At 48.2% G+C, this 21245-nt stretch carries 15 protein-coding genes; 7 read left to right on the top strand and 8 right to left on the bottom strand.

What is annotated here, in order from left to right; genetic code table 11:
- Nucleotides 1-91: 91 nt before the first annotated feature.
- On the bottom strand, nt 92-271 hold the full coding sequence (rpmF, locus tag DXZ20_RS22470; protein ID WP_006519493.1) for a 50S ribosomal protein L32: 180 nt from the start codon (nt 269-271) through the stop codon (nt 92-94).
- Between the two features lie 198 nt (nt 272-469).
- Complete coding sequence (locus DXZ20_RS22465) at nt 470-937, bottom strand: hypothetical protein (protein WP_250565201.1); 468 nt, start codon at nt 935-937, stop codon at nt 470-472.
- 333 nt (nt 938-1270) lie between these two features.
- On the opposite strand from DXZ20_RS22465, the gene DXZ20_RS22460 reads away from it, so the two are divergent.
- Nucleotides 1271-3550, top strand: a complete 2280-nt coding sequence (locus DXZ20_RS22460) for a caspase family protein (protein WP_163700861.1) — start codon at nt 1271-1273, stop codon at nt 3548-3550.
- A 16-nt stretch (nt 3551-3566) separates the two neighbouring features.
- Nucleotides 3567-4061: a DUF427 domain-containing protein gene (locus tag DXZ20_RS22455; RefSeq protein WP_163670939.1), complete on the top strand. Its 495-nt coding sequence runs from the start codon at nt 3567-3569 to the stop codon at nt 4059-4061.
- 57 nt (nt 4062-4118) lie between these two features.
- Here the strand turns inward: DXZ20_RS22455 and DXZ20_RS22450 are convergent, their stop codons facing one another.
- Complete coding sequence (locus DXZ20_RS22450) at nt 4119-4787, bottom strand: hypothetical protein (protein ID WP_163700858.1); 669 nt, start codon at nt 4785-4787, stop codon at nt 4119-4121.
- A gap of 662 nt (nt 4788-5449) precedes the next feature.
- On the opposite strand from DXZ20_RS22450, the gene DXZ20_RS22445 reads away from it, so the two are divergent.
- The 3 genes from DXZ20_RS22445 (at nt 5450) to DXZ20_RS22435 (ending at nt 8835) form a co-directional block, all read left to right on the top strand.
- On the top strand, nt 5450-6520 hold the full coding sequence (locus DXZ20_RS22445; protein WP_163700855.1) for a hypothetical protein: 1071 nt from the start codon (nt 5450-5452) through the stop codon (nt 6518-6520).
- Between the two features lie 158 nt (nt 6521-6678).
- Complete coding sequence (locus tag DXZ20_RS22440; RefSeq protein ID WP_163700852.1) at nt 6679-7029, top strand: translation initiation factor; 351 nt, start codon at nt 6679-6681, stop codon at nt 7027-7029.
- Nucleotides 7030-7134: 105 nt separating this feature from the next.
- Entirely contained in the window at nt 7135-8835 is a 1701-nt protein-coding gene (locus DXZ20_RS22435) for a glycoside hydrolase family 10-like protein (protein WP_348918773.1), read from the top strand.
- 93 nt (nt 8836-8928) lie between these two features.
- Here the strand turns inward: DXZ20_RS22435 and DXZ20_RS22430 are convergent, their stop codons facing one another.
- From DXZ20_RS22430 to fcmB, 3 genes are all read right to left on the bottom strand, one after another.
- Nucleotides 8929-10485, bottom strand: coding sequence for a FecR domain-containing protein (locus tag DXZ20_RS22430; RefSeq protein WP_163700847.1), 1557 nt, complete (start codon nt 10483-10485; stop codon nt 8929-8931).
- A 377-nt stretch (nt 10486-10862) separates the two neighbouring features.
- Nucleotides 10863-11279 carry a filament morphology membrane protein FcmC gene (fcmC, locus tag DXZ20_RS22425; RefSeq protein ID WP_163670923.1) on the bottom strand — a complete coding sequence of 139 codons (417 nt, stop codon included), beginning with the start codon at nt 11277-11279 and terminating at the stop codon, nt 10863-10865.
- A 117-nt stretch (nt 11280-11396) separates the two neighbouring features.
- Nucleotides 11397-12437 carry a filament morphology actin-like protein FcmB gene (gene fcmB, locus DXZ20_RS22420; RefSeq protein ID WP_163670921.1) on the bottom strand — a complete coding sequence of 347 codons (1041 nt, stop codon included), beginning with the start codon at nt 12435-12437 and terminating at the stop codon, nt 11397-11399.
- Between the two features lie 412 nt (nt 12438-12849).
- Between fcmB and gndA the strand changes: the two genes are divergently transcribed.
- Entirely contained in the window at nt 12850-14268 is a 1419-nt protein-coding gene (gene gndA / locus DXZ20_RS22415) for an NADP-dependent phosphogluconate dehydrogenase (protein WP_163670919.1), read from the top strand.
- A gap of 127 nt (nt 14269-14395) precedes the next feature.
- Here gndA and DXZ20_RS22410 read toward each other — a convergent pair whose 3' ends face one another.
- Together DXZ20_RS22410 and DXZ20_RS22405 are read right to left on the bottom strand one after the other, a co-directional pair.
- Nucleotides 14396-17836 (bottom strand): pentapeptide repeat-containing protein, encoded by a 3441-nt coding sequence (locus DXZ20_RS22410; protein WP_163700844.1) that lies wholly within the window; start codon nt 17834-17836, stop codon nt 14396-14398.
- A gap of 720 nt (nt 17837-18556) precedes the next feature.
- The gene (locus tag DXZ20_RS22405) at nt 18557-20254 is read right to left on the bottom strand and encodes an ABC-ATPase domain-containing protein (protein WP_163700840.1); all 1698 of its coding nucleotides are present in this window, start codon (nt 20252-20254) and stop codon (nt 18557-18559) included.
- Nucleotides 20255-20556: 302 nt separating this feature from the next.
- Here DXZ20_RS22405 and DXZ20_RS22400 point away from each other — a divergent pair, with 302 nt between their 5' ends.
- Nucleotides 20557-20961 (top strand): hypothetical protein, encoded by a 405-nt coding sequence (locus DXZ20_RS22400; RefSeq protein WP_163700838.1) that lies wholly within the window; start codon nt 20557-20559, stop codon nt 20959-20961.
- Nucleotides 20962-21245 lie beyond the last annotated feature (284 nt).

The raw sequence follows: 21245 nt of genomic DNA, 5'->3' as shown, positions 1-21245 counted from the left end.
GACAAGGCTTGCCGTAATGTGCAAAAAAAAACAACGGGTGAAGCCCCTCAGAACCCCACCCGCTGCTTTTATCCAAAAGACGTCCGTAACCCTACTCGTCGTCGTCCTCATCCTCATCATCTTGAGGATACTCAAAACTATTGGACCGATTAGTCAATACCGACTTGCCAAGGCTCAAAGCCCGCTGAGCCTGTAATTCTGCTTTACGCTTCCAAACAGCGCGGTGCATGTTGCGCTTAGACTTGGAGCGTTTCTTCTTAGGAACCGCCATGGACCTGTTGGAAAATTAGACAACCTATTGATAATAGACCAAAGTTGTGCGCAGGGGCTAGTTTCTAGTGAGGAAATTTAGGGGCGTTGTAGGGGCTGGTCTTGTACCTGCCCTGGGATATCCCTAGTCATTAGTAGGCTGGTCTTGTACGTGCCCTGGGATATCCCTAGTCATTAGCAGGCTGGTCTCAAAAATTCCCTAAAACGACGATTCTGACGAAGACTCAAGTAACGTCTGAGCCCCCCGAAAATATGTCGCCCAATATTCAGTCATCGGCTGCTGCCCCCACTCCTGACGGCTGACCCGTAGGTTCAAAATAGGCACGGCAATACCGTCGCTATTTTCCGCAGTCACACTAATCATCACTTCCGTGATTAGCAAATCTTGGTCAAAACTACGCTGTGCCCCTGCCCGAGCTGCCATATTGGCCCGCGTTACCAGACTGCTGTAAGGTTCACCGTCTTCCAAAGTCAAAAATAAATTTAACCGAGACGTATAGGCATAGGATGCCTTAGGCATGATCAAAGCTTCGGTTAGCCACAAAGCTCCAGAGGTCCCCAGTAAGACCGCTAACCCAAGGGGGGCGCATGAGGCGCTGAGGTGTTGCGCTAGGGTGCGCTGGCGTCGCCGTCTGGAATAGGGTCGGTAGAGGGATGTCGTAGACATGTAGATTAACAAATGCTAGGAGTAATGCCGTCCGGGTAGAACTGTAATATAAACTGCGTTCATGTGCAGAATTGCGGTTTCGGGAAAACTCAAGGGTTTACTCCGATATGACAGCTAAGTAAGACTATCGTCAAACTTTCCCACTTTTGTAGCTTGAATGAACAAGAATAGCAAAGCTGTGCAGGCCACAATTTTGACTGGATAAGGAAGTCACTCAGTAATTGATCTATAAGTTGATGCCGGATCCCAACGCAAACGGCTCAACTTGCAGTAATATATGGCGCTGAAAGCTTCTGTTCCCTTCAACGTCCAATCTGTATTTGGTGGTCTCTGATGTCGAATTGCTGGGCAATTATTATTGGAATCAATCAGTATCAGGGGTTTCAGCCGCTGATGCAAGCTCAAAATGATGCGGTGGGTATTCGCAGATATCTAATTGAAGATGCTGGTTTTGCGCCGGAAAACTGCATTTTGCTGAGTGATTTGTCCACCTCGACGGAACAGGAAGCGGTTGTCCCTGACCGGGTGGCTATTCATGATTGGTTAGAGACCATTTGCCAGGGCCGGGTGCAACAGGATGACACCCTTTGGTTTTATTTCAGTGGCTATGGGGCTCAAGCTGATAACAAAGACTATTTAATGCCTGTGGATGGTGATCCGGCCCAGGTGAAACAAACTGGGATTGCGCTACAGGATGTGGTGCAATATCTCAAACAAGCACCAACTGACAACATCATGATGGTGCTGGATATGAACCGTAGTCAGAGTGCGCTAGCGGGTCAAGCCATTGGTGAACAGGTGGCTAAGTTGGCTCAAAAGGCTCGGATTCCCTTAATTTTGTCCTGTCAGCCCAACGAGTTTTCCCACGAGACATTGGCGGTGCGCCATGGGTTATTTACGGCAGCACTATTAGAGGGCCTGCGCTACGACGGTTGTGCCACCCTCAGTCACCTGGAGCGCTATTTGGTAGAACGGATTCCTGAGCTGTGTGAGCATCATTGGCGGCCCATTCAAAATCCGGTGGTGATACTCCCTGAAGAACAAAAGTTTCAGTTGCTTTGGCATCAACGGGAAACAACGGCGGCTCAGTCAGTGGAGTCTACGGCTGTTGCTGGAGCAGCAGGGTTGGCGGTGATGGTGGATGCTCCGAATGCGATCGCAAACGATGAATTTACAGATGAATTCACAGATGAATTCACAGATGAGTTTACAGAGGATGCGATCGCACCAATAGACACACCAGAATACATGCCGGAAGAACCGCCTTTGATTCCTGAAACGTCAGCCATGGATGCTGGAGCCATGGATGCGGGGCTTGTTCCCGACAATCCAGATGCCGGTGACGATGGCGATCTAATCCCAGAGCCTGTACCGGAGTTTGTACTGGAAGATGAACTACCGGAGGAGCCACCACGGGAGCCGTTTTCGCTGGATACCGACACCGATGATGAGGGCGATATCTATGGCAGCACAACGGTGGATAACCTGCCAGAGGATCCACCTGCTAAGAACCGCACGGGAGGCTGCCTGGGTGCCTTAGGTGTGCTGGGGGCTCTGTTGCTATTGACGGCGGTGCTATTTCGTGATCAGCCGTTGGTGCAGCGGATGCTGGGTACGCTGCAAGAGCGCATACCGCCGGAATTGTTGGCTCGCATCGGTAGGGATCCGGAGGGGGCTGATGATCCGGACGGAGCGTTGCTGGATGATCCGGATGCGGATCCTTCAGTGGGTATCCCTGATGGCACTGAGGTACCTGATGGATCCGATGTTGCTGACGCTCCTGATGCGGAGGCTACAGCGGACCCAGAGGCCGAAACATCTGACGACCCGGATGCTGAAAACCCTGACGACCCAGAGGCGGCCACCGATGCGGAGGCAGGGGATACTGGGCCAGAGGTAGACGACCCAGATGCCGATGATACAGCAGATGTGCCCGATGATACGGCAGAGACTGAGACGCCGACGGCGGCTGCGCCCAATACTGTAGCTGCGGCTGGCAATACGACAGGTGATGGGTCTGACGATGGTGCTGATACAGCCGCAATTTTGGAAGAGGCACGTCGGTCACTGCGCCCAAGTCAGGCATCTCGGTTTGCAAGTGCGATCGCAACCGCCCGCCAAATTCGTCCAGGCGATCCCAACTATGCTGAGGCCCAGGCTGACATCCAACGCTGGAGTCAGGTTATCCTCGACCTGGCTGAAGGTCGTGCTGCTGAGGCTGAACTCCAGGCTGCCATTGACGCAGCAAAGCTGATTCCCAGTGAGCCTGCCGATATTTATCAAGAGGCTCAGGAACGCCTTAGCCTATGGGAAAAACGAGCGGATGCCCGCGCCCTGATTCGCGAAGCCCAATCTATTCCACGCATAGGTCAGGCAAGCACGTATCAAAACGGCATTTTGAAGCTTCAGGAAATCCCAGAAGAGCTGTCGGTTGAGTATGCCGATGCCCAAAGGTTGATTGGCGACTGGACAGGCAAAATGTTGGCCATTGCCCAGACCCGTGCTGACCAAGGCCTCTTTTTTAGTGCCATTGAGGCTGCGGAGCTGATCCCCGAGGGCACTGAAAATTACGACCAGGCCCAAGCCGAAATTCGACGCTGGACAGGCGAATAGGAGACTCTACATACAGATGCTTTCTCGACGTATTCCACCTGGTCCAGGCCAGGAGTCTGTTTGGGACTATCCACGTCCGCCTGCATTAGTGGATAGCCCCAAGCACATTAAAATTGTCTTTAACGATCAGGTAATTGCTGAAAGTAATCAGACAAAACGAGTCTTAGAAACTAGTCACCCACCGGTCTACTATATTCCTCCTGGTGATATTGCCATGGAATATTTGACCGGGGCATCTGGCACCTCGTTTTGTGAATGGAAAGGACGCGCCCACTATTACTCGCTCACCGTTGGTGAACAAATAGCGGAGCGGGTGGCTTGGTACTATCCCACCCCTACGGAGCGATTCAAGTCAATTGCTAACTACGTGGCCTTTTACCCAAGTGCCATGGACGCCTGCTACGTCGATAACGAGCAAGTTCAAGCCCAGGCTGGGGATTTTTACGGCGGTTGGATTACCTCAGATATTGTGGGCCCTTTTAAGGGCGAAGCTAATACCTGGGGGTGGTGATTTTCAAACGTCGTGTAGGGGTGTTCCATGGAACACCCCTACACGACATTGGTATTATTAATCTGCCAATACCATTTGTATATCCCCTAAAAGCTCCACAATGGCCTGCAATTTTGCTTCAATGGCCTGCTTCTGCTTGATCAACTGGTTGAGCCGTCGATAGCGAGCAATGGCCATACTCAACACCGGCACTTGATCGGGTGGGCATTGTTCTGTTTGAATTTGCCCGCTACTGTTCAGCCGACATAGATAATACTGGCTAAGGTTGCCGTTAGCCAATGAACTGGAGGGAGATTCTGCAGCCAAGCATGTGTTTGCGTTAGCCACTGCGCCATTTTCTAGCATGGCATTTTCTAAGGCTGACAGATAGTTCATCAAATCATCCGCGTCGCCATGGCGAAACAAAGCAACATCCATGGCCTCTAAGGAGCGGGATGGGCCAGCGTGATCCCTTGCATAGCAGGTTTGAGCATGCTCAGAACGTGAGTATTTAACTGCCGCATTTAAGCTGGCTTCCGAGGCCAACCAGCCAGATACCACGGGCCCTTCCGCATAGACCTGATGAATTTTATTGACTAGCTGTCTTAGTTGTATCTGATACTTCTGGACCTGCTTGTAGATATCGGTCAAAGTATTAAGGGCAATAGCCGGATTCACTTCATAGCGAACGCTATTAGTTTCGCCATTGTCTGTGGGTGGGAGCTTGGGGACTCTAGAAGTAGACATTACATGTTCTACCAAACCGCCAATGGAATAATCTGTAGGCTTTGCTGAAGATAAAAGAGATGCTAACCCTGGCGCGCTCTAATCTTAAAACAATCAGGACAAGACCGTCGGAACGCCGGAACACTTAACAGAATCTTTGAATATTTGGAGTTTTAGCAAATTTAATTGTGATGAAGGCTTCCTCGGTGTCGATTAAGACATCCTGTGTGACCCCATATCAAAACACTACTCCGGAGTTGAGTTCAGAGAAATAAAGTAGCCAATACATGCCACTCACCATCTTTGTAATCAGCTTGAGAAATTTAGCTAACTACTTTTTTCGTCCCGAAGGGAGCTTGCTAGCACATCCAAATGGATTCCTGCCCTAGTATACTCCTGCTTTATAGAAGCGCCACAGTGAACCCAATAAACCCTGTAATATTCACGGAGAATTTTTCCCATGACATATAATCTTTTACAAGCTAACCTTTAATCTTTTACAAGCTAACTTTTGTGCTTGTGCCACTGAAGCTATCGTTACGTTTCTAAAGGCAAGATTTTTTGATACGTGCCAGCATAAAGGTGGGTACTAAATCTCTTTAGAGCGTCTGTGTTCCTAGTTCATTGTCTGCTGCTTTTTTAGCTGCCCACACGATTACCATCGTTATTGGGGTCATTGACTTATGCGATTACCTCCATCTGTTCGATACTTCCCATCTCGCTTACAGGTCCTCTTAAATCCATGGCTTTGGCTTGGCATTCTAGTGACCGGAGTTGTAGGTGTATATGCCTGGGAGTATCGTCAAAACCCAGGCCAGTTACCATGGCAAATTGGTTCTACGGGGCTAGGTAGTTCCGGTGATTCCACCTCTAGTGATGTGCTGCTAGAGTCTCTGACTCCTGAGGAACAGGCCGTAGCTGCGGAACTGGACAATATAGAACTGCTGCTGGCCCAACTAGATTCAGATGTATCTGCCTTGACGTCTGGTGGTGAGCTCAGCGCTGCAGCATCGCTGAATGAGGCGTTGGGTAATGCTAGCGGCGTACCTAGTGAGACAGGTGTGGAGCGTTTAACTCGCTACATTGACGAATACAGTTTCCTTGGAACTCGGGCCAGGGGCTCTAATACTCAGTCGGACAAAGGGGCAGGGGCGATACCGGTACAGCGTCCTTCTGAATCTGTTTTGACATCACAGCCTAACGCTAATCAACCCACCACTGTTTTAGCTCCCAGTGCCTTAGCTGACGCCTTGGCTCGACAAGAGGCGGAACAGGAAGCTGCAACCACATCTGCTCAGACCCCTGAGGTAGATTCCAGAGGTCTGCCTGTTTTACCTGCGAGTGATGCTGCGGCAGCTACAGAACAGAGCAATGTCGACACGCCAACATTTTCCTTTGGACAGGTGGATACGGGGGTAGTACCTGGTAGTTTGAATGGCCTTGATCGGTCCTTTATTCGCACGACTCCCAACATGTCTCCACCGCCAGGGACAACTGGCTACACCCCCCCGGCGTCACTTTCAACATTTAATGGTGCACGCCAAGGTGCTAATAGTGCCAATCCGTTCCCAGCAGCTCAGCCCGCAACGGGGGCCTTTGGTAATCAGCCGTCAATCAATGTACCTGACCGTTCCCAGGTGTTGCCATCGGCGGATACGTCAGTGGCTGCACCTCTAGAAGTACCTACTTTTGATGGCACTTCTCAAGACACGTCGAATCAACCGCGTAATGCGTGGGAAGCCTTCTGGGATTAGATTGTCCGAGCCAAACTTATGGGTATGCCATTAGGGCGAAAGCTTGCCCTGGGCCTTTGGATTCAACCCTTATGAAGGGTAGTTTAGAGTCATGTTGCCTAGGCTGTATGCTCTAGGTCTGGCTGGGTTGAATGTTTGGGTAGAAAGGAGCACCTTAGATGGCGAAACACAAGGGTAAAAAGACAGATCAGGCAACAAACCGGGTTGTGTATTCAGAATTTGGTCAAAACCCGGCTATGGCCAGGGCAGTGCCTGACCGCCCCCCGACAGAGCAAGACCTGCGGGTGCAGGTGAGTGGTAAAGGGCGTCAAGGCAAGAAAGTAACCATTATTAGTGGGTTTCAACATGCCCCTGAGACACTGACAAAGCTGGCTAAGACCCTCAAAGCTCAGTGCGGCTCTGGCGGAACAGTGAAGGATAACACCATTGAAATTCAAGGGGAGCATGCCCCTAAGTTGGTGGCACTGCTAATTGAAAAAGGCTATCGCGCCAAGCGCAGCGGAGGCTGAAGCAGGCGAATGTCTTTTTGGGGATCTTTTTTGCGAGCAAAATTCCTGTGCTATGGGATTTTGAGTTTTTTCATTTGTGCTTGGCTTGGGTGTTTCGGTTTGGGTGTGCGGGCTGCAGACTGGCGTCAACAGCCTTGTGTTGCCACCCTTGGCCAGCGCCAAATCTTAGATACTAGTGCGATACGCCAGTCGTTTCAATCGATTTCGCAGCAGACGTTTGCTTCGGCAGTATTGGTGACCTTTCCAGGTAAGTTTGCAGCCGCTAATGAGTCGTTGGGATTGACGTTTGAGGGGGATACCGAGGTCGAGCAACTGTTGGATGCAGCCCTGGGTGATGAGGCTAATGGACAGCGGGCACTTTTGCGATCGCAAGCCCTATCCATTCTCACCACCGGTGCGGCTTTACCCTATGAAGCCCAGGCCACACAGCTATTAGACGCCACATTTCGTGACAGCGCCCTCATCGCTTACGAAAATCGTGAAGGTGTGGCAGCAGCGTTAGGCCAAGGGGTGATACCGACTGAGTCCTATGGCCGAGCCTCCAGGGAACAGGTTCGTTTTTACCCCAACCGCAGTGCCACCTATGGTATGGCCGCTAATCTGTTGTGTGCGGCGAGCCCAGATCAGACCGTGGCTGCGTTGGTTCCTGATCGAGTGCAACCGGGGACCATGGCTGATGCCCCCCTGCCCGCAAGAGAGATTCGCGGGGTGTGGATGACCAATGTTGATAGCCAGGTGTTATTTTCGCGGGATGCCCTAGAGACCAGTTTGCAGCGCCTAGCCGATCTCAACTTTAATACGGTATATCCAACGGTGTGGAATTGGGGATATACCCTGTATCCCAGCGATGTGGCCAAACGGACCTTTGGCTATCAACAAGGTCTGTACCCGGATGTGGATGATACTGGGGAGCGTAATGAAGCCCTGGAAGCTGCCCAGGGCGATCGCGACATGTTGCTGGAGCTGATCAGCTTGGCTCGTCCCTTAGGGTTGCGGGTGATTCCCTGGTTTGAATTCGGGTTTATGGCTCCAGCTGATTCGGCTTTAGCACGCAGCCACCCAGACTGGCTCACTCAAAAAGCTGACGGCAGCACGGTGAAAGCAGAAGGTACCCATAATCGAGTTTGGCTCAATCCGTTTCACCCTGAAGTGCAACAGTTTATGCTCGACATGGTGAGCGAGTTGGCAGCTACTTACCCCATCGATGGCTTCCAGGTGGATGATCATTTTGGGTTACCGGCGGTCTATGGCTATGACCCTTATACCGTTAACCTGTATCGCCAAGAACACAACGGTAAGGCTCCTCCAGCAGATATCCATGACCCAGAGTGGACTCGCTGGCGGGCTAACAAAATTACCGACTTTATGGGTCGCACCTTTGAAGTGGTGAAGGCCCAACAGCCCCAGGCAATTGTGTCAGTGTCTCCCAATCCCCAGGAGTTTGCCTACAAACACTTTTTGCAAGATTGGGATACCTGGGTGAATCGAGGCTACATTGAAGAACTCATTGTGCAGCTTTATCGCAGTGATTTAGGGCGATTCGTTTGGGAAATGAACCGTGATCCTGCTCAGGATGCGCGCCGTCACATTCCAACGGCGGTGGGTGTACTTAGTGGTTTACGAGGCCGCCCTGTGCCTATGGCGCGGATTCAAGAACAGGTGACAGCGGTGCGCGATCGCGCCTATGCTGGCGTTTCCTTTTTCTTCTATGAGTCTCTCTGGTGGTCAAATACTGAGACGTTAGAACAACGTCAAAACTCTCTTCTACAGATATTTCCTGAGAAAGTGATTGCGCCTCAAATATAACAAGGACAAAAAAGGACAGAGGAAAGTTGTTTCCTCTGTCCTCTTCTGCTTGGCCCATGCCTTACGTATCTGGCGTATCTGGCGTATCTATTGTTAGGTCCCTGGGGGTGCGTTCACCGGCGCTGTTTGTGCCGGTGGCTCCACAGGTGGCTCAGCGACAGCGTCTGGCAGACGGTCTATTTGGACCTCAGTCTCAGGCTGGGGGACCACCTCGATGGGGCTTTCCACAATATTTTCAACGTTGTTATCGGGGGGTATGACGGCTTCAGGCGCAATCGGTTCAATGGGGGGTGCAGGTTTGTCAGGAGGTGGAGTTACCCCAGGGACAGTCGGTTCAGGGGTACCTACAATGACGGGAGTATCAATCACAGGTGGTGAAGGTGCCGGTTCAGGAATGCTCGGTTCAGGCGGTGTTTGAGGTGTTGGCGCAATCGGCTCAACACCTGGAGTTGGCTGAGAAATCGGTTCTGTAGGCTCAGGGGTAACGGGGGCAGGAATATTTGGTGTTGGTTGGTTAGGGGGCTCAATCGGTAGATCAGGCTTGTCGCCGCCACCAGGGGTTGGGCCACCAGGGTCACCAGGGCCACCAGGGGTTGGGCCGCCAGGTGTCGTCGGACCACCGGGATTGGTCGGCTCAACGGGTCTAGGTGCCACGGGTGGTTTAGGCGTTGTCGGCGGATTGGGTCTAGCGGGGGGCTGAGGATTAGGGCGATCTACCCCAGGTGGATTAGGCCGTCGCGATTCTATATCTGGTTGATTCACCGTAGCATTAACCGTATTATCAAACCGCTCATTGATATTACGCTGTTGTAAAAAGTCAGCAGCGGGCGATAGGGAAAAGTCCGGGATGGTTGTGGACGACGCTATACGGTTAGATGAATTAGCCGAAAGGAATTCTGGATTTTGAATGACATCGTCACCATCCTCAAAACTCTCTCCTTCCAGGGCCTCCTGAATTTCTTGTCTGACCGCATCAATGGCCTCATCACCTGTGGATGCTTCCGGGTTATCCAATAGGAGGCCAGTGACTAAATCACTGGTGGCATAGAACTCGTGGAGGTCAAAAGAAAAAAGCTCTAACTTGCCATCTTCATGCAGCACCGCCATCTCTCCAGCGTAGAGCGGCTGTTGGGCAGAACCATCCTCATTAAAGGCCATCATCGGACCTTCTGGGTTGTTGGTCAGGGCACCAATAATCGTGGTGTTGGTGTCAGGGACAAAGCGCACAAACAGTGCTGAGCCATGGATACCAGTGACGGCGTTAGGGGTTTGGATAGTCGTCCGCCCCTGACCAGGGGGAATTAGTAGCAGGACCGTACCGTTGGACAGCCGAAAATTACGGGTATTGGGGGTAAATTGGAAAACTGCACTTTCGCCAATGCGGGCAAGGGAGCCATCATTAAAACGCAGCTCTGCTCGTGCCCTGCGAGCCGTGCTCAAGGCGTCGCCAACGCCGAGCACATCGGAGACCCGTGCCCTACGAGAGCGACCATCGGTAAATAGCTGTACTTGATTACGTGTAAGTTCTATTCTGGCCCACGTCAAAGCAGATTGAGCACTGGCAGACCTGGGCACAGCCAACAGTATGCCCAAGGATGCGCAGACCAAGGACAACCAGCGGCCCGTTGCCGTCACATTCAGTTTTTCCATTACAGTCGGTTAGTGAACCCGCTAAACATTAAGGACTATTAATCAGCCATCTAAGTTCACACCAGAGCTAATGGGCTAGATCAAACCGGATCTGGCTATCTGGCTACAGGAACAATAAGACAGCATTAAACCCCCGAATATGTAAAGTTCTTGATACACCCTTGAACTTATGCTACTGGCCTTGTTTACAAAGATGGGCAAGATTTGATGAAGTGTCCGCAGTTAGTTTACGTTTTTTTTGAAGATTGTGTTTGCAAAGCTATAAATTTTCCGGTGTGGCTAATCCTCAGTCGGATTTTATGTCTCCAGTTTTGGTGGGTACGCAATTAGACTGATCGGTTTATCATCCTCTGAATCAACACCGGTAATTTCCCAGTTTAGAATTCCTCCAATAGAGGACCCAAGCGATTAAGTACCGGGTCATCGGTCACTGTCACCGCATCGGCTTCTTCGTCTGGGACTGTGGCCTGCTCTGCCGGAATCTCATGATGAGTTCCCCTGTTAGGATCCCCATGCTGACTATCTGGTGGGGGAAAGGCCGCTGCAAGGCTGCTGTTGTCTTCGAGGGTGGCTACACGCACATTCAATTGGGCAATCTGATGCTGCAATTCCATAAACAGCATTACCGATTGCGTGGGTTCACGGCTTAATAGATATTGATGGAGTGCCTGCTTACAGAGATCGCTAAACGATTGAGCATGCTTAGACTGGTGGTTTGCGATCGCATCCAGCAAAACCCGATCCCCATCACTATCGTCAAAGGAAACACTCTTACGGATAGATTTGGCAGGCATGATCGAGCAGCGGCACAAATAACACTGCCCCTAATAACGCATAGCTGGGGGTTACCCGTCAATCTAAGGTTCGATTAACCTTTATTAGCTGGAAATTAAAATTACTTACCCAGAAAACTACCCAGCAGCAGCTTTTAGATTAGCTAGCTGGGCCTCACCGTAGATATACTGGCCTAACGCATTGGCCTGTCGTGAAGGCTTAGCCAAATGCCCCTTAAGTCTGGCCTCTTTTAATAAAGGACGCAGATCGCTCCAGAAAAATTCACCGCCACCACCCGTCACAATCACATCTGTAGCGCGCTCTGGCAACCAGCTTAGAAAACGTTGGGATAGCTCACGGGCAAAGCTCTTTCTTAAGCTAGGCAGAATTTCATCCAAATCCGTTGGCCGAGAAGCCCCCTTGGGACGATAAAAACGCTCCCCTTCGAGATTATGTACAGCCGTAATTAAGGAAAGGGATTGACTATCAGCTCCATCAATTTGCGCCGCCACCCGCTCATAAAACTGAGCCATCCCAAACGATTCACTTTGGGACGCCCCACGGGCAAACCGGAAACGATCAATGGCCAGAAAATCCGTCGTTTGATGGCCAATATCCACAATGGCGACCGATAGATTTGGGAAATCAGGACTGGAAGTGCGCTTATTTTGAGCCTCACTCCAAATTAGACTGCCGTACCCCTCTGGCATCACCCAAACCTTGTCTATATTTATTTCCATGGACTGGCCTCGATAAACCATGACATGGGGAGATGTCAGTAAACTGATAATTTCTGACTTTTCGCTATCAAACTGCTCCTGGGAGTGATAAGGCAAACCCAATACAACGCCCAGGTTGCCCTTGAGGCCAAAGTAACCTACACAGGCCAACGTTTTCACCAGGGCATCATCTACTTTAGATTGCCCCACACCTAGATCAGCCCCAAAGTCAGCAGCCAAATGCCCAACGGCATATCCCTTGCCCTGGTATTCCAACCACATATCAAGCAACGGATCGCTGGGTTGCGATTCAAAGCCACCCCGTCGAGCTTGCTCTACTGTCAGATGGGCAACATTCGAAGGAACTAGTACCACATCATTCTGATTTCGCTTAATACAGGTTTTCGTGGCTGTACGACCCAGATCAATGCTAAGGAGCTTCATCGTAGAAGTAGGCATAACGCAAGTTGGGAGCTAAAAAACTTTTGACAACGAATAACTAACTCAAACCGATACTAACTGTGAAGATACTGCTAAGTAAAACCCCATATCAAGGTCGGCAGCTCAAGTTCTGATACATCATGCCGTACCCCTGGATAACCATGGGTCGTCTTCGTGACAAAGCTGTCATTTCAATTAAAATTAGTACATATACAGACCCAATAGTCAGTTCAATTGTACTATAAGATGTAAATCACACTCAACCTCCCGAATAACCGAGGGTTTTAGTAGCAAATAAAACCTTGAATACAGGGTTATTACATGGAGTTTGAAGAAAACCTATGAGTCCGTCCATGTTTTAGAAAATTGTGTCTACGCTGGTACCCAATGACAGCGCCAATATTACATCGTAGACACTAGGAAACAGGTTATGGCACAAAGTTTTGGAGTAATTGGACTGGCGGTGATGGGGGAAAATCTAGCCCTCAATGTCGAACGCAACGGTTTTCCGATTTCTGTTTACAACCGATCGCGCGAAAAAACCGATGCCTTTATGGCAAATCGAGCAGTTGGTAAAAATGTTGTAGCTGCCTATTCCCTGGAGGAGTTCGTTGCTTCGCTAGAGCGCCCTCGTCAGATTTTACTGATGGTTAAGGCGGGTAAGCCAGTGGATGCTGTGATTGAGCAATTAATGCCATTGCTTGATCCCGATGACATGATCATCGACGGTGGTAACTCCCTATATGAAGACACCGAGCGTCGTGTAAAGACCCTGGAAGCGGCAGGTTTTCGCTTTATCGGCATGGGTGTAAGCGGCGGTGAAGAAGGAGCCCTGAATGGTCCCAGTTTGATGCCCGGTGGTACCCGTGCTGCCTATGAGTCCATCGAATCCATTGTCAGAAAAATTGCGGCCCAAGTGGATGATGGTCCCTGTGTCACCTACATTGGCCCCGGCGGTGCTGGCCACTACGTCAAGATGGTGCATAACGGCATCGAGTATGGCGACATGCAGCTAATTGCCGAAGCCTATGATCTGATGAAAAATGTCTTGGGTTTGGGACATCAGCAGCTCCATGAAATCTTTGCCCAGTGGAATACAACTGAGGAGTTGGATTCCTTTTTAATTGAGATTACGGCTGATATTTTCACCAAAACCGAAGGTGATACGGCTCTGGTAGAAAAAATCTTAGATGCTGCTGGTCAAAAAGGCACTGGTCGTTGGACAGTGATGAATGCCCTGGAAATGGGTGTGAGTATTCCCACCATCACAGCAGCGGTCAATGCGCGGATTATGTCTTCTCTTAAGGATGAGCGGGTGGCCGCATCTACCCAGATTAGCGGTCCCGATGGCACGATCACGGATAACACCACCCTGTGGATCAACAAGATTCGGGATGCGTTGTATTGTTCTAAAATTTGTTCCTATGCTCAAGGAATGGCCCTGTTGCGTAAGGCATCAGAGACCTATGATTATGACCTGGATCTAGGCGAATGTGCCCGCATTTGGAAAGGTGGCTGCATCATCCGCGCCAGATTCTTGAACAAGATTAAGCATGCATTTTCTGAGAATCCTGCACTGCCTAACTTGTTGTTGGCTCCTGAGTTTAAGCAGACAATTTTAGACCGCCAGTCTGCTTGGCGTGATGTGGTTGCCATGGCCGCCCAATATGGTGTGCCAGTGCCTGCCTTTAGTGCATCTTTAGATTACTTCGACAGCTACCGTCGGGCTCAGCTACCCCAGAACCTCACCCAGGCTCAGCGCGATTACTTCGGTGCTCACACCTACAAGCGTGTGGACCAAGAAGGTACCTTCCACACAGAGTGGACTAAGGAAACAGCCACGGTCTAACGCTTTACTGTTGATAAACAAGATTGGTTAAGTTCCAAAAGGGTCTGTCATTTCAGCAGGCCCTTTCTTTATGGGAGTAATCTAACCTTCAAAGAGTACCGGAAGAGGTTGGCATGCTGGACGCATTTCAAGTATCTGAGTCACATTGCTGTGATTCAGATACTATGTTCGCTGCTTCAAGGCGACTTCGAAACTCTGCATCATAGATAGCAAAGCCTTTATTTTTAGAAGTTTTGACCTGTTCGATCGTCAAACCTAAAGCTCCTCGAAAATCTGTACACAGCAGATCTGCATTATCTAAATTAGCGCCTGTCAGATCGGCACCGCTAAAATCGATACGGGCTAAATTGGCATCACTCAGATTGATCTCTTTAAGATTACTTCTTTGAAAATCAAAGCTCCCTAGATCCAAACCTGCTAGAAAATCACTATTTTGGAACTTTTCAAACGACAGACACGATAAATCCAGACGGTTTTCTTGTCGACGGCCTTCTAGATAACTCTTCAAGTTATTCTCTGTAAACTCGCCTTGGCCAGGTATATGTCCAATTACTGTGGAATTATATTTGGCAGATTCTTGCAGTAAAAAGTTAGCTATTCCACAAAGTTGATCTGTATTTCTAAGTTCATCACTGTAGATGGCAACACTATTGTTTGTTGCAGCAAGAATCTGTTCTACATCAATGTTTGCTGAGGGAATACCAGAAAAATTAGTGTAATATAAATTTGCCTCAGCCAACTGAGCATCGCTTAGATCGCTATTGGCAAGACTCACTCTAGTCAGTATGGAGTTGCTAAAATCTGCGCCTGAGAAGTTTTCTCCCTCAAAGAATTTTGTATTTTGAAAGACGGTTAAGTCATAACAGCTGAGATCAATAGTCTCGTATTCTCTTAGATTGTTCAAATATGCTGCCACCTCTGTTTTTGAGATCACCTCGTCCTCATTGCCTGAAGCTTGTTTCTTAGCATCATAGGAACGGATTGACCTCCTATCATTAGGGCGTTGTTTGATTAAGAACTGCACTTTCCTACACAGTTCTTCTTGACGCCTCATGGACTGGCTAAATAGAGCAACCTTCCAATTACTAGTTTCGGAGATAAGGTCTTCGAGATTGAGCTCATCCGAACTCACCTCGGTCAAGTCAGCATATTGCAGATCAGCTTCAGTCCAATTGACGTTGGATAAGTTACTTCCTTTAAAGCTAACTCGCGCTAACTTAGAATGACTAAAATTAGCCTCTGATAGGTTAGTTTCTTCTAAACTAAGCAAGACTAGATGTGAGCGACCAAAATCTGCCCTCTGTAAATCTTCTCCCTCAAAAAAATCTACATTACTGAAGTTTTTAAAGCTATAGCAACTAAAATCTAAGCTTCCACTGCCTCTTAACTCACCAATGTATTTTTTAAACTGAATTTCATCAAAGTGTCCTTTCCCCTCACCATTGGGATTGCCCCCCTTAGGCAAATGTCCCAAGACTTGAGAACTTGAATTACCGTCATGTATAAGGAAATAAGGCTCGCCAATTGAGGAGAGCACAGAATTATCACCTTTACAAAATTCTCCCCTTAATTCCTTGCTGTAAGCTGCTAATCTTTCGTTTTTGGTTTTCACTAACTCCTTGACATCAATCATCTCAGGAGTAATACCTGTCAAGTTCGTGTGCGTGAGGTTGGCGTTTTTCAAAGAAGCATTAGAGAGATTTGTACCACTAAAGTTGACTTTATTTAAGGTTGAGTCTGTAAAATTGGCATTGATAAAAAGCTCAAGTTCATTGCTCAGAAAGTCTGAATCTCTAAAGGACTGAAAGTCAAAACAGTCTAATGGAATTTGTTTTATTTCATCATCCCCATTACTAGCAAGATTCTTTATATGGTCTATAAATTTTCCCTTTGTCATCTGACTGGGGAAGTGACCTAAAAACTTAGGAGGTGATTCTGTACTGAAAACAGAAAACTTAATTTCACCACATAGAAATCTATTACCTTCCGAAGTGCTTTTATATGTTCTCAGTTCAGGATCATATATGGCACTTTTCCAATTCTTTGCTTTTCGGAGTTCTTCAATAAAGACCTTATTATCTCCAGAAATCTTAGCACTTCTGAAATCTGCTCCTATTAAATCTGCACCATTAAACATATTTTCATTAATGCCGTCTCCAAATCCCCCAAATGTCGCCCATCTAAAATTTACGAACTCAAGAATGGCGTTTTCAAAGGTCACATTGGTTAAATCGGCATTGTAGAACGAGACATTAGTCAAATCAGTGCGGGTTTTATAAGCAACATCAGTTCCCTGATGTTGGCCCGAGGATTTTTTTTCATCAGGTTTGAGGCCTTCTTCAGAATCTGGTGCAGCTATTTCTGATATTGCATTAGAATCTACCTCCTGACTATCAGGAACAGACTCGTTACTTGGAGAACTTACCTGATTGTCAGAAGTCGTCGTAGCCTGAGCCGAACCATTGGACGTAGTATCATCACTCAACTTTACAACTTGGGCCGAAGCATTATTTTCCTCAAGACCCGTTTCATTTTCAAGCTCTGATGAGTCACTAAAATCAGCTTGAAGTAAATGGGCATGGTCAAATCTTGAGCTTTGCAGCTTTGATCCACGAAAACTTGAGCGAGCCATGCTGACACAGGTAATGCCGTCTCGAATGCTGTTAGACCAGCCTTCCTGTTGAGATCTCTGAACGCAATTGGGTTCGGGCTCGGCATTAATGTCTTTTGTATCCGCTGTTCTATTCTTGGCGTTATTCCCTTTGAAAAAATCAGTGAACCAGGCCCATTGACCTCTGGCAGTTAGCGATTTCTTTATTTTCTCAAGGTTGTTGGGGCTAAGATTCAATAGAGTTAGATTTTTCTGATTTATCGTAATCCCATCTAGAGACCTGCCTTCAGCTGCGAGCAGTTCAATGGCACTTTTGATTTGTAGACTTCTGTCACCCACACCAGCTGTATCGATTGATTGTAGGGCGGCTTGGATCGATTGTTCTCGGGCTTGAAGGATTTCTTCTCGTCTTAGTTGATTACTTGCGGACCATTCCCAAATAAAACTTGACGCAGTGATTAAAGACGCAACTCCCCCGATTAGAACTACCCAACGCCCAGATAGATTAACAAACCAGATACCACTTGCCCGTAGCCAAATCAACGGTTTTGTAAAATCAATTCGCTGCTGGGTATGGCGGATCCTCTGGGCTACCATGAATTTATGATAGGACTTGCGGATCTCATCTTTAGGAATATCGAATTCTTTATTGATAAATTGAAAAGCTGTTTCCTTCTTGATCAGCCAGTTTTGGCTAAATAGTTTTTTGTTATTGTACAGGTCCTGTAACTCATCTATGGTCTCTCCTGTAATTAGCTTACTGCTATCAGATAAACCCTCATTACGACTTTTTAACTCCAGAGCAGATACATACTCGAAGATTTTATCGATTACGTCCCAGTTGCCAAGAAGGGTATGTGGTTTTTCTGAGGCTTCATCGGTTTTAGAAGACGTTTGTGACGTTTCCGAAGCTTGGCTAGTTTCTTGGGGTTCAGGGATTGGAGAAGAGTCGCTCATGGTGGTAAATTTCTGAATGTCAAAGATATGACTCCAGGGGCAGCAGCGAGATCAGCCATGGTTATCGAATACCCTTTATATGGAGAATGCTATTTTTGAACTCAGACGCTTTTAATGTCGCAGGTGCTTAAATTTTCTCTGAATATCTACGTTGCAATCGGTTATATCTAGTCTAAGCAATAAAAATTTGCATAATCAGCGCCAAACCCTGGCTAGATGCTAAAAAAATTGATTACTAGCTTTGGGTAGAAAAATAAATTAGCAATTTACTCTATTTGTGTAGCCATACTTGTGTAGCCATAAGGCATCTTGTACTGGTTTAAATTCAAAGGGCTCGTCATTTTCTAAAAATAACGAGCCCTTCGGATTATTGTTTATTTAATCAATCAGTGCTTAGCCCCTAAGGTTGCTGCTCAGTTTGGTTTTGTGTCAGTTGGACGGGAGCTGTAATATCCACAACAGCCAGGTACAAAAAGCCAGAGAATAAACTAACGCAGCTGAGGGTAAACCAGGACCATCTAAATCGTGGTTGTTCGAGGTTGGGGTCTTGAGGGTGTTGCATATGACCAGTATAGGCAGAGGTATAAAAAGACACATCTATCTCAAGCTAAACGTGCCCACCTGGCTTCACTGACTATCGATAACAATATCGATTCACTAAAGTTTCAATTATTTCATTTTTAGGAGAGTTTATGGGTGTTTCTACTAAGTTGATAAAATCTATCTATCCGCAATTATCCTGAGATTTCTCAGTCGATTAATGACAGCGGCGAGTTCATAGCGACGAAATTCACTGAGGTCGGCCATGGGATAAGGAGTGAGTGAGTCAAAGTCTCCTCGGTTTACCCAGTCCATGATGTCGTCTAAGAGACTTTTTAATGAGTGGGAACGATTTTGCTGTTGCCAGGTGAGAATGGCGTGGGCGATGGCTCTGGTTTGATTGGGCTCTATGAGTTGTTCAATGCCGCGTAGGTCGATATCTTCTTGGCCGATGGTTAGGGTGGTGAGACTTTGGGTTTTGACTTTAGCCGGTTTGCGATCGGTGTCAAATTTAGGTAGCTGAATGTGTCGTTGGGTGATGGTGCCAAAGTTCTGACCGCCTTCTATTTTGCGATCGCTAGGATACTCAGCCGCAATTGCCTTAGCCTCAGCAGTGACATCCTTAGCCCCATAGTTATCCAGGGCAATCACATGGTCAGCCACTTCAAAATAGTCACCGCTGCCGCCCATGACCAAAACTGTAGAAATACCGTGATCGGTGTAAAGCTGTCGGACCTTATCAATAAATGGGGTGATGGGTTCTTTATCCTTGGCGATGAGCGTTTGCATGTTGCGATCGCGAATCATCAAATTCGTCGCCGCCGTATCCTCATCAATCAACAATACCTGCACCCCAGCTTCAATCGCCTCTAAAATATTGGCGGCTTGGGATGTACTGCCGCTAGCGTTAGTGGTACTAAAAGACCGGGTGGATATTCCCTGGGGCAGCCGATCAATAAACGGCGAAATATCCACACCGGTCACACTGCGACCATCCTCTGCTCGAATCTTGACGGTGGCTGTATTGGCTACTACCTGTTCACGACCGTCACCAGGGATATGATTATAGGCCCCCTGGGCAATGGCTTTGAGTACTGTCGATTTGCCATGGTAGCCACCACCGACTATTAACGTTACCCCCTGGGGAATACCCAGACCTGTGACGGGTCCACCATGGGGGGTTGGTAGGGTAGTCTCTAAAGAACCTGGCGATTTAAACGGCATGGCTGTTGCTAGAGGTCGAGAATCGACACCGCTACGTCTGGGTAAAATTGAGCCATTGGCGATAAAAGCTACGAGGTTTTGAGCCGACAACTGCTGTCTGAGGGCATTGGCATCTTCGACGGTCGCAATATGCTGCTCCACAGCCTGACACCATTGGGGCTGATAGTGTAGAGCCGTAGCCACAAGATGCGGTAAATCTTGAATTAGCAAATCCCTGACAGCGTGACCTGCGATTCTGCGGCCAAAGGCAGGTAAACCCACCCCCAGGCGCAGCTCTATCCCCTCGGCAGTGACCTGCACAGCTGTGCGCGCCAAAACAGCCTGGCTAGTGTCTGCAATGATCAGTCGACCGCTTTTGCCGGAGCCCCGCCGTTGCTGAATTTTGGGGATGGCCTGATGAATTTGCCGATGCAGAAAATCGGCTAGCACGATGCGTCGCGTTTGGTCATGCCAGTAGGTTTGTGGCCATTGACTGTGTTGGTGACTGGTCCAGAGGCTGACCCGACTGGGGGCAGCAAAGGGATCTCCCTGAATATGGGCCAGGATGAGCTTAAACCCAGGGAAGTCATAGCTGCCCTTGAGGCGTTTGTAAGCAGAGTAGCTGCGTCCATCAAGCTGCTCTAGCTGTTGCCTAAGGGCATTGTGTGACGTCATGGGTGGGATGTGAACGGCATTTGCGTCAAGCAATCATGATTTTACGGTTAAAGCTGATCATTTTCACCGCGTTAGATCTGTATAAGTCTTGCAATACAAGCAATACAGTTCATTGTGACGTCAGTCACATGACCCAGTGTTAGACGTCATCAGCCATGTCTAGAGGTATCACTTAGCTAGCCCAAAAATTCATCAATACTAGTTACATAAGAGGTGTAATCACGTATCCCATGGCTTATTTGTCAGTTCACCCCCGTTGCCCGAAATTCGTCAAGTCTGCTCTCGTTTTCCTCGGTGCTACTTTGCTAAGCTCAGCTAGCGCTCTAGCCAGTCCTTTATCTAATGCCCCCCTGGTCGACGGTGTTTATCTATATGGTCAACAACCAGCAGCGGCTCAACCTGGGTCAGTTTATATGGTGTTTGAAGTAACTGGCGATCGCACGGTTGGTGCTTTTTACATGCCTAGCTCTTCATTCGACTGTTTCCATGGTGATATCTCTGCGACCCGTTTAGACTTAATGGTTGTGGACAGTTACGAGCAGACAAGCCATCCCTACTCTCTTGCAGTTGAGACTCAGCCGACGCTAGCTGCCGGTGGTGCCGCTCCTGAATTTGGTATTGATGGATTTACTCGTATCAATACCCTATCTGAGCTAGATGAAAGAATTTTAGAAACTTGTCATGCCGATCAAGCTGGCGTTATCTAGGGTGTCTCAAAAGTAGCTGACAGACTGCCACACAAAGACGGTTCATGATTGAGTTTCTAAACTAAAACTTTGTTAAAACATTTGACATGAACAGACCGTAGAAAGTTGTGTACGTGTAATGGATATATAACTGGGCGGTTTTGCCCTGAGTTTTTATTGCTAGGTCTGATAGTTTTTCCTCTTGATTGATTTTTTTAGGTTATTTTTTACGGCTGATAGAATATTGCACCGTACCACTCGCCCTCTTGATAAATTCTTTCTAGAATTCTTCTTTTAAGCTGAAA

The sequence above is a fragment of the Adonisia turfae CCMR0081 genome (assembly GCF_011009555.1).
Classification (GTDB): domain Bacteria; phylum Cyanobacteriota; class Cyanobacteriia; order Phormidesmidales; family Phormidesmidaceae; genus Leptothoe; species Leptothoe turfae.
This window is presented reverse-complemented; position numbering and strand designations above follow the sequence as displayed.

Excerpts from the sequence above, each read along its gene's own strand:
- rpmF (WP_006519493.1), bottom strand. The coding sequence starts at position 271 with ATGGCGGTTCCTAAGAAGAAACGCTCCAAGTCTAAGCGCAACATGCAC.
- DXZ20_RS22465 (WP_250565201.1), bottom strand. The coding sequence starts at position 937 with ATGTCTACGACATCCCTCTACCGACCCTATTCCAGACGGCGACGCCAG.
- DXZ20_RS22460 (WP_163700861.1), top strand. The coding sequence starts at position 1,271 with ATGTCGAATTGCTGGGCAATTATTATTGGAATCAATCAGTATCAGGGG.
- DXZ20_RS22455 (WP_163670939.1), top strand. The coding sequence starts at position 3,567 with ATGCTTTCTCGACGTATTCCACCTGGTCCAGGCCAGGAGTCTGTTTGG.
- DXZ20_RS22450 (WP_163700858.1), bottom strand. The coding sequence starts at position 4,787 with ATGTCTACTTCTAGAGTCCCCAAGCTCCCACCCACAGACAATGGCGAA.
- DXZ20_RS22445 (WP_163700855.1), top strand. The coding sequence starts at position 5,450 with ATGCGATTACCTCCATCTGTTCGATACTTCCCATCTCGCTTACAGGTC.
- DXZ20_RS22440 (WP_163700852.1), top strand. The coding sequence starts at position 6,679 with ATGGCGAAACACAAGGGTAAAAAGACAGATCAGGCAACAAACCGGGTT.
- DXZ20_RS22430 (WP_163700847.1), bottom strand. The coding sequence starts at position 10,485 with ATGGAAAAACTGAATGTGACGGCAACGGGCCGCTGGTTGTCCTTGGTC.
- fcmC (WP_163670923.1), bottom strand. The coding sequence starts at position 11,279 with ATGCCTGCCAAATCTATCCGTAAGAGTGTTTCCTTTGACGATAGTGAT.
- fcmB (WP_163670921.1), bottom strand. The coding sequence starts at position 12,437 with ATGCCTACTTCTACGATGAAGCTCCTTAGCATTGATCTGGGTCGTACA.
- gndA (WP_163670919.1), top strand. The coding sequence starts at position 12,850 with ATGGCACAAAGTTTTGGAGTAATTGGACTGGCGGTGATGGGGGAAAAT.
- DXZ20_RS22410 (WP_163700844.1), bottom strand. The coding sequence starts at position 17,836 with ATGAGCGACTCTTCTCCAATCCCTGAACCCCAAGAAACTAGCCAAGCT.
- DXZ20_RS22405 (WP_163700840.1), bottom strand. The coding sequence starts at position 20,254 with ATGACGTCACACAATGCCCTTAGGCAACAGCTAGAGCAGCTTGATGGA.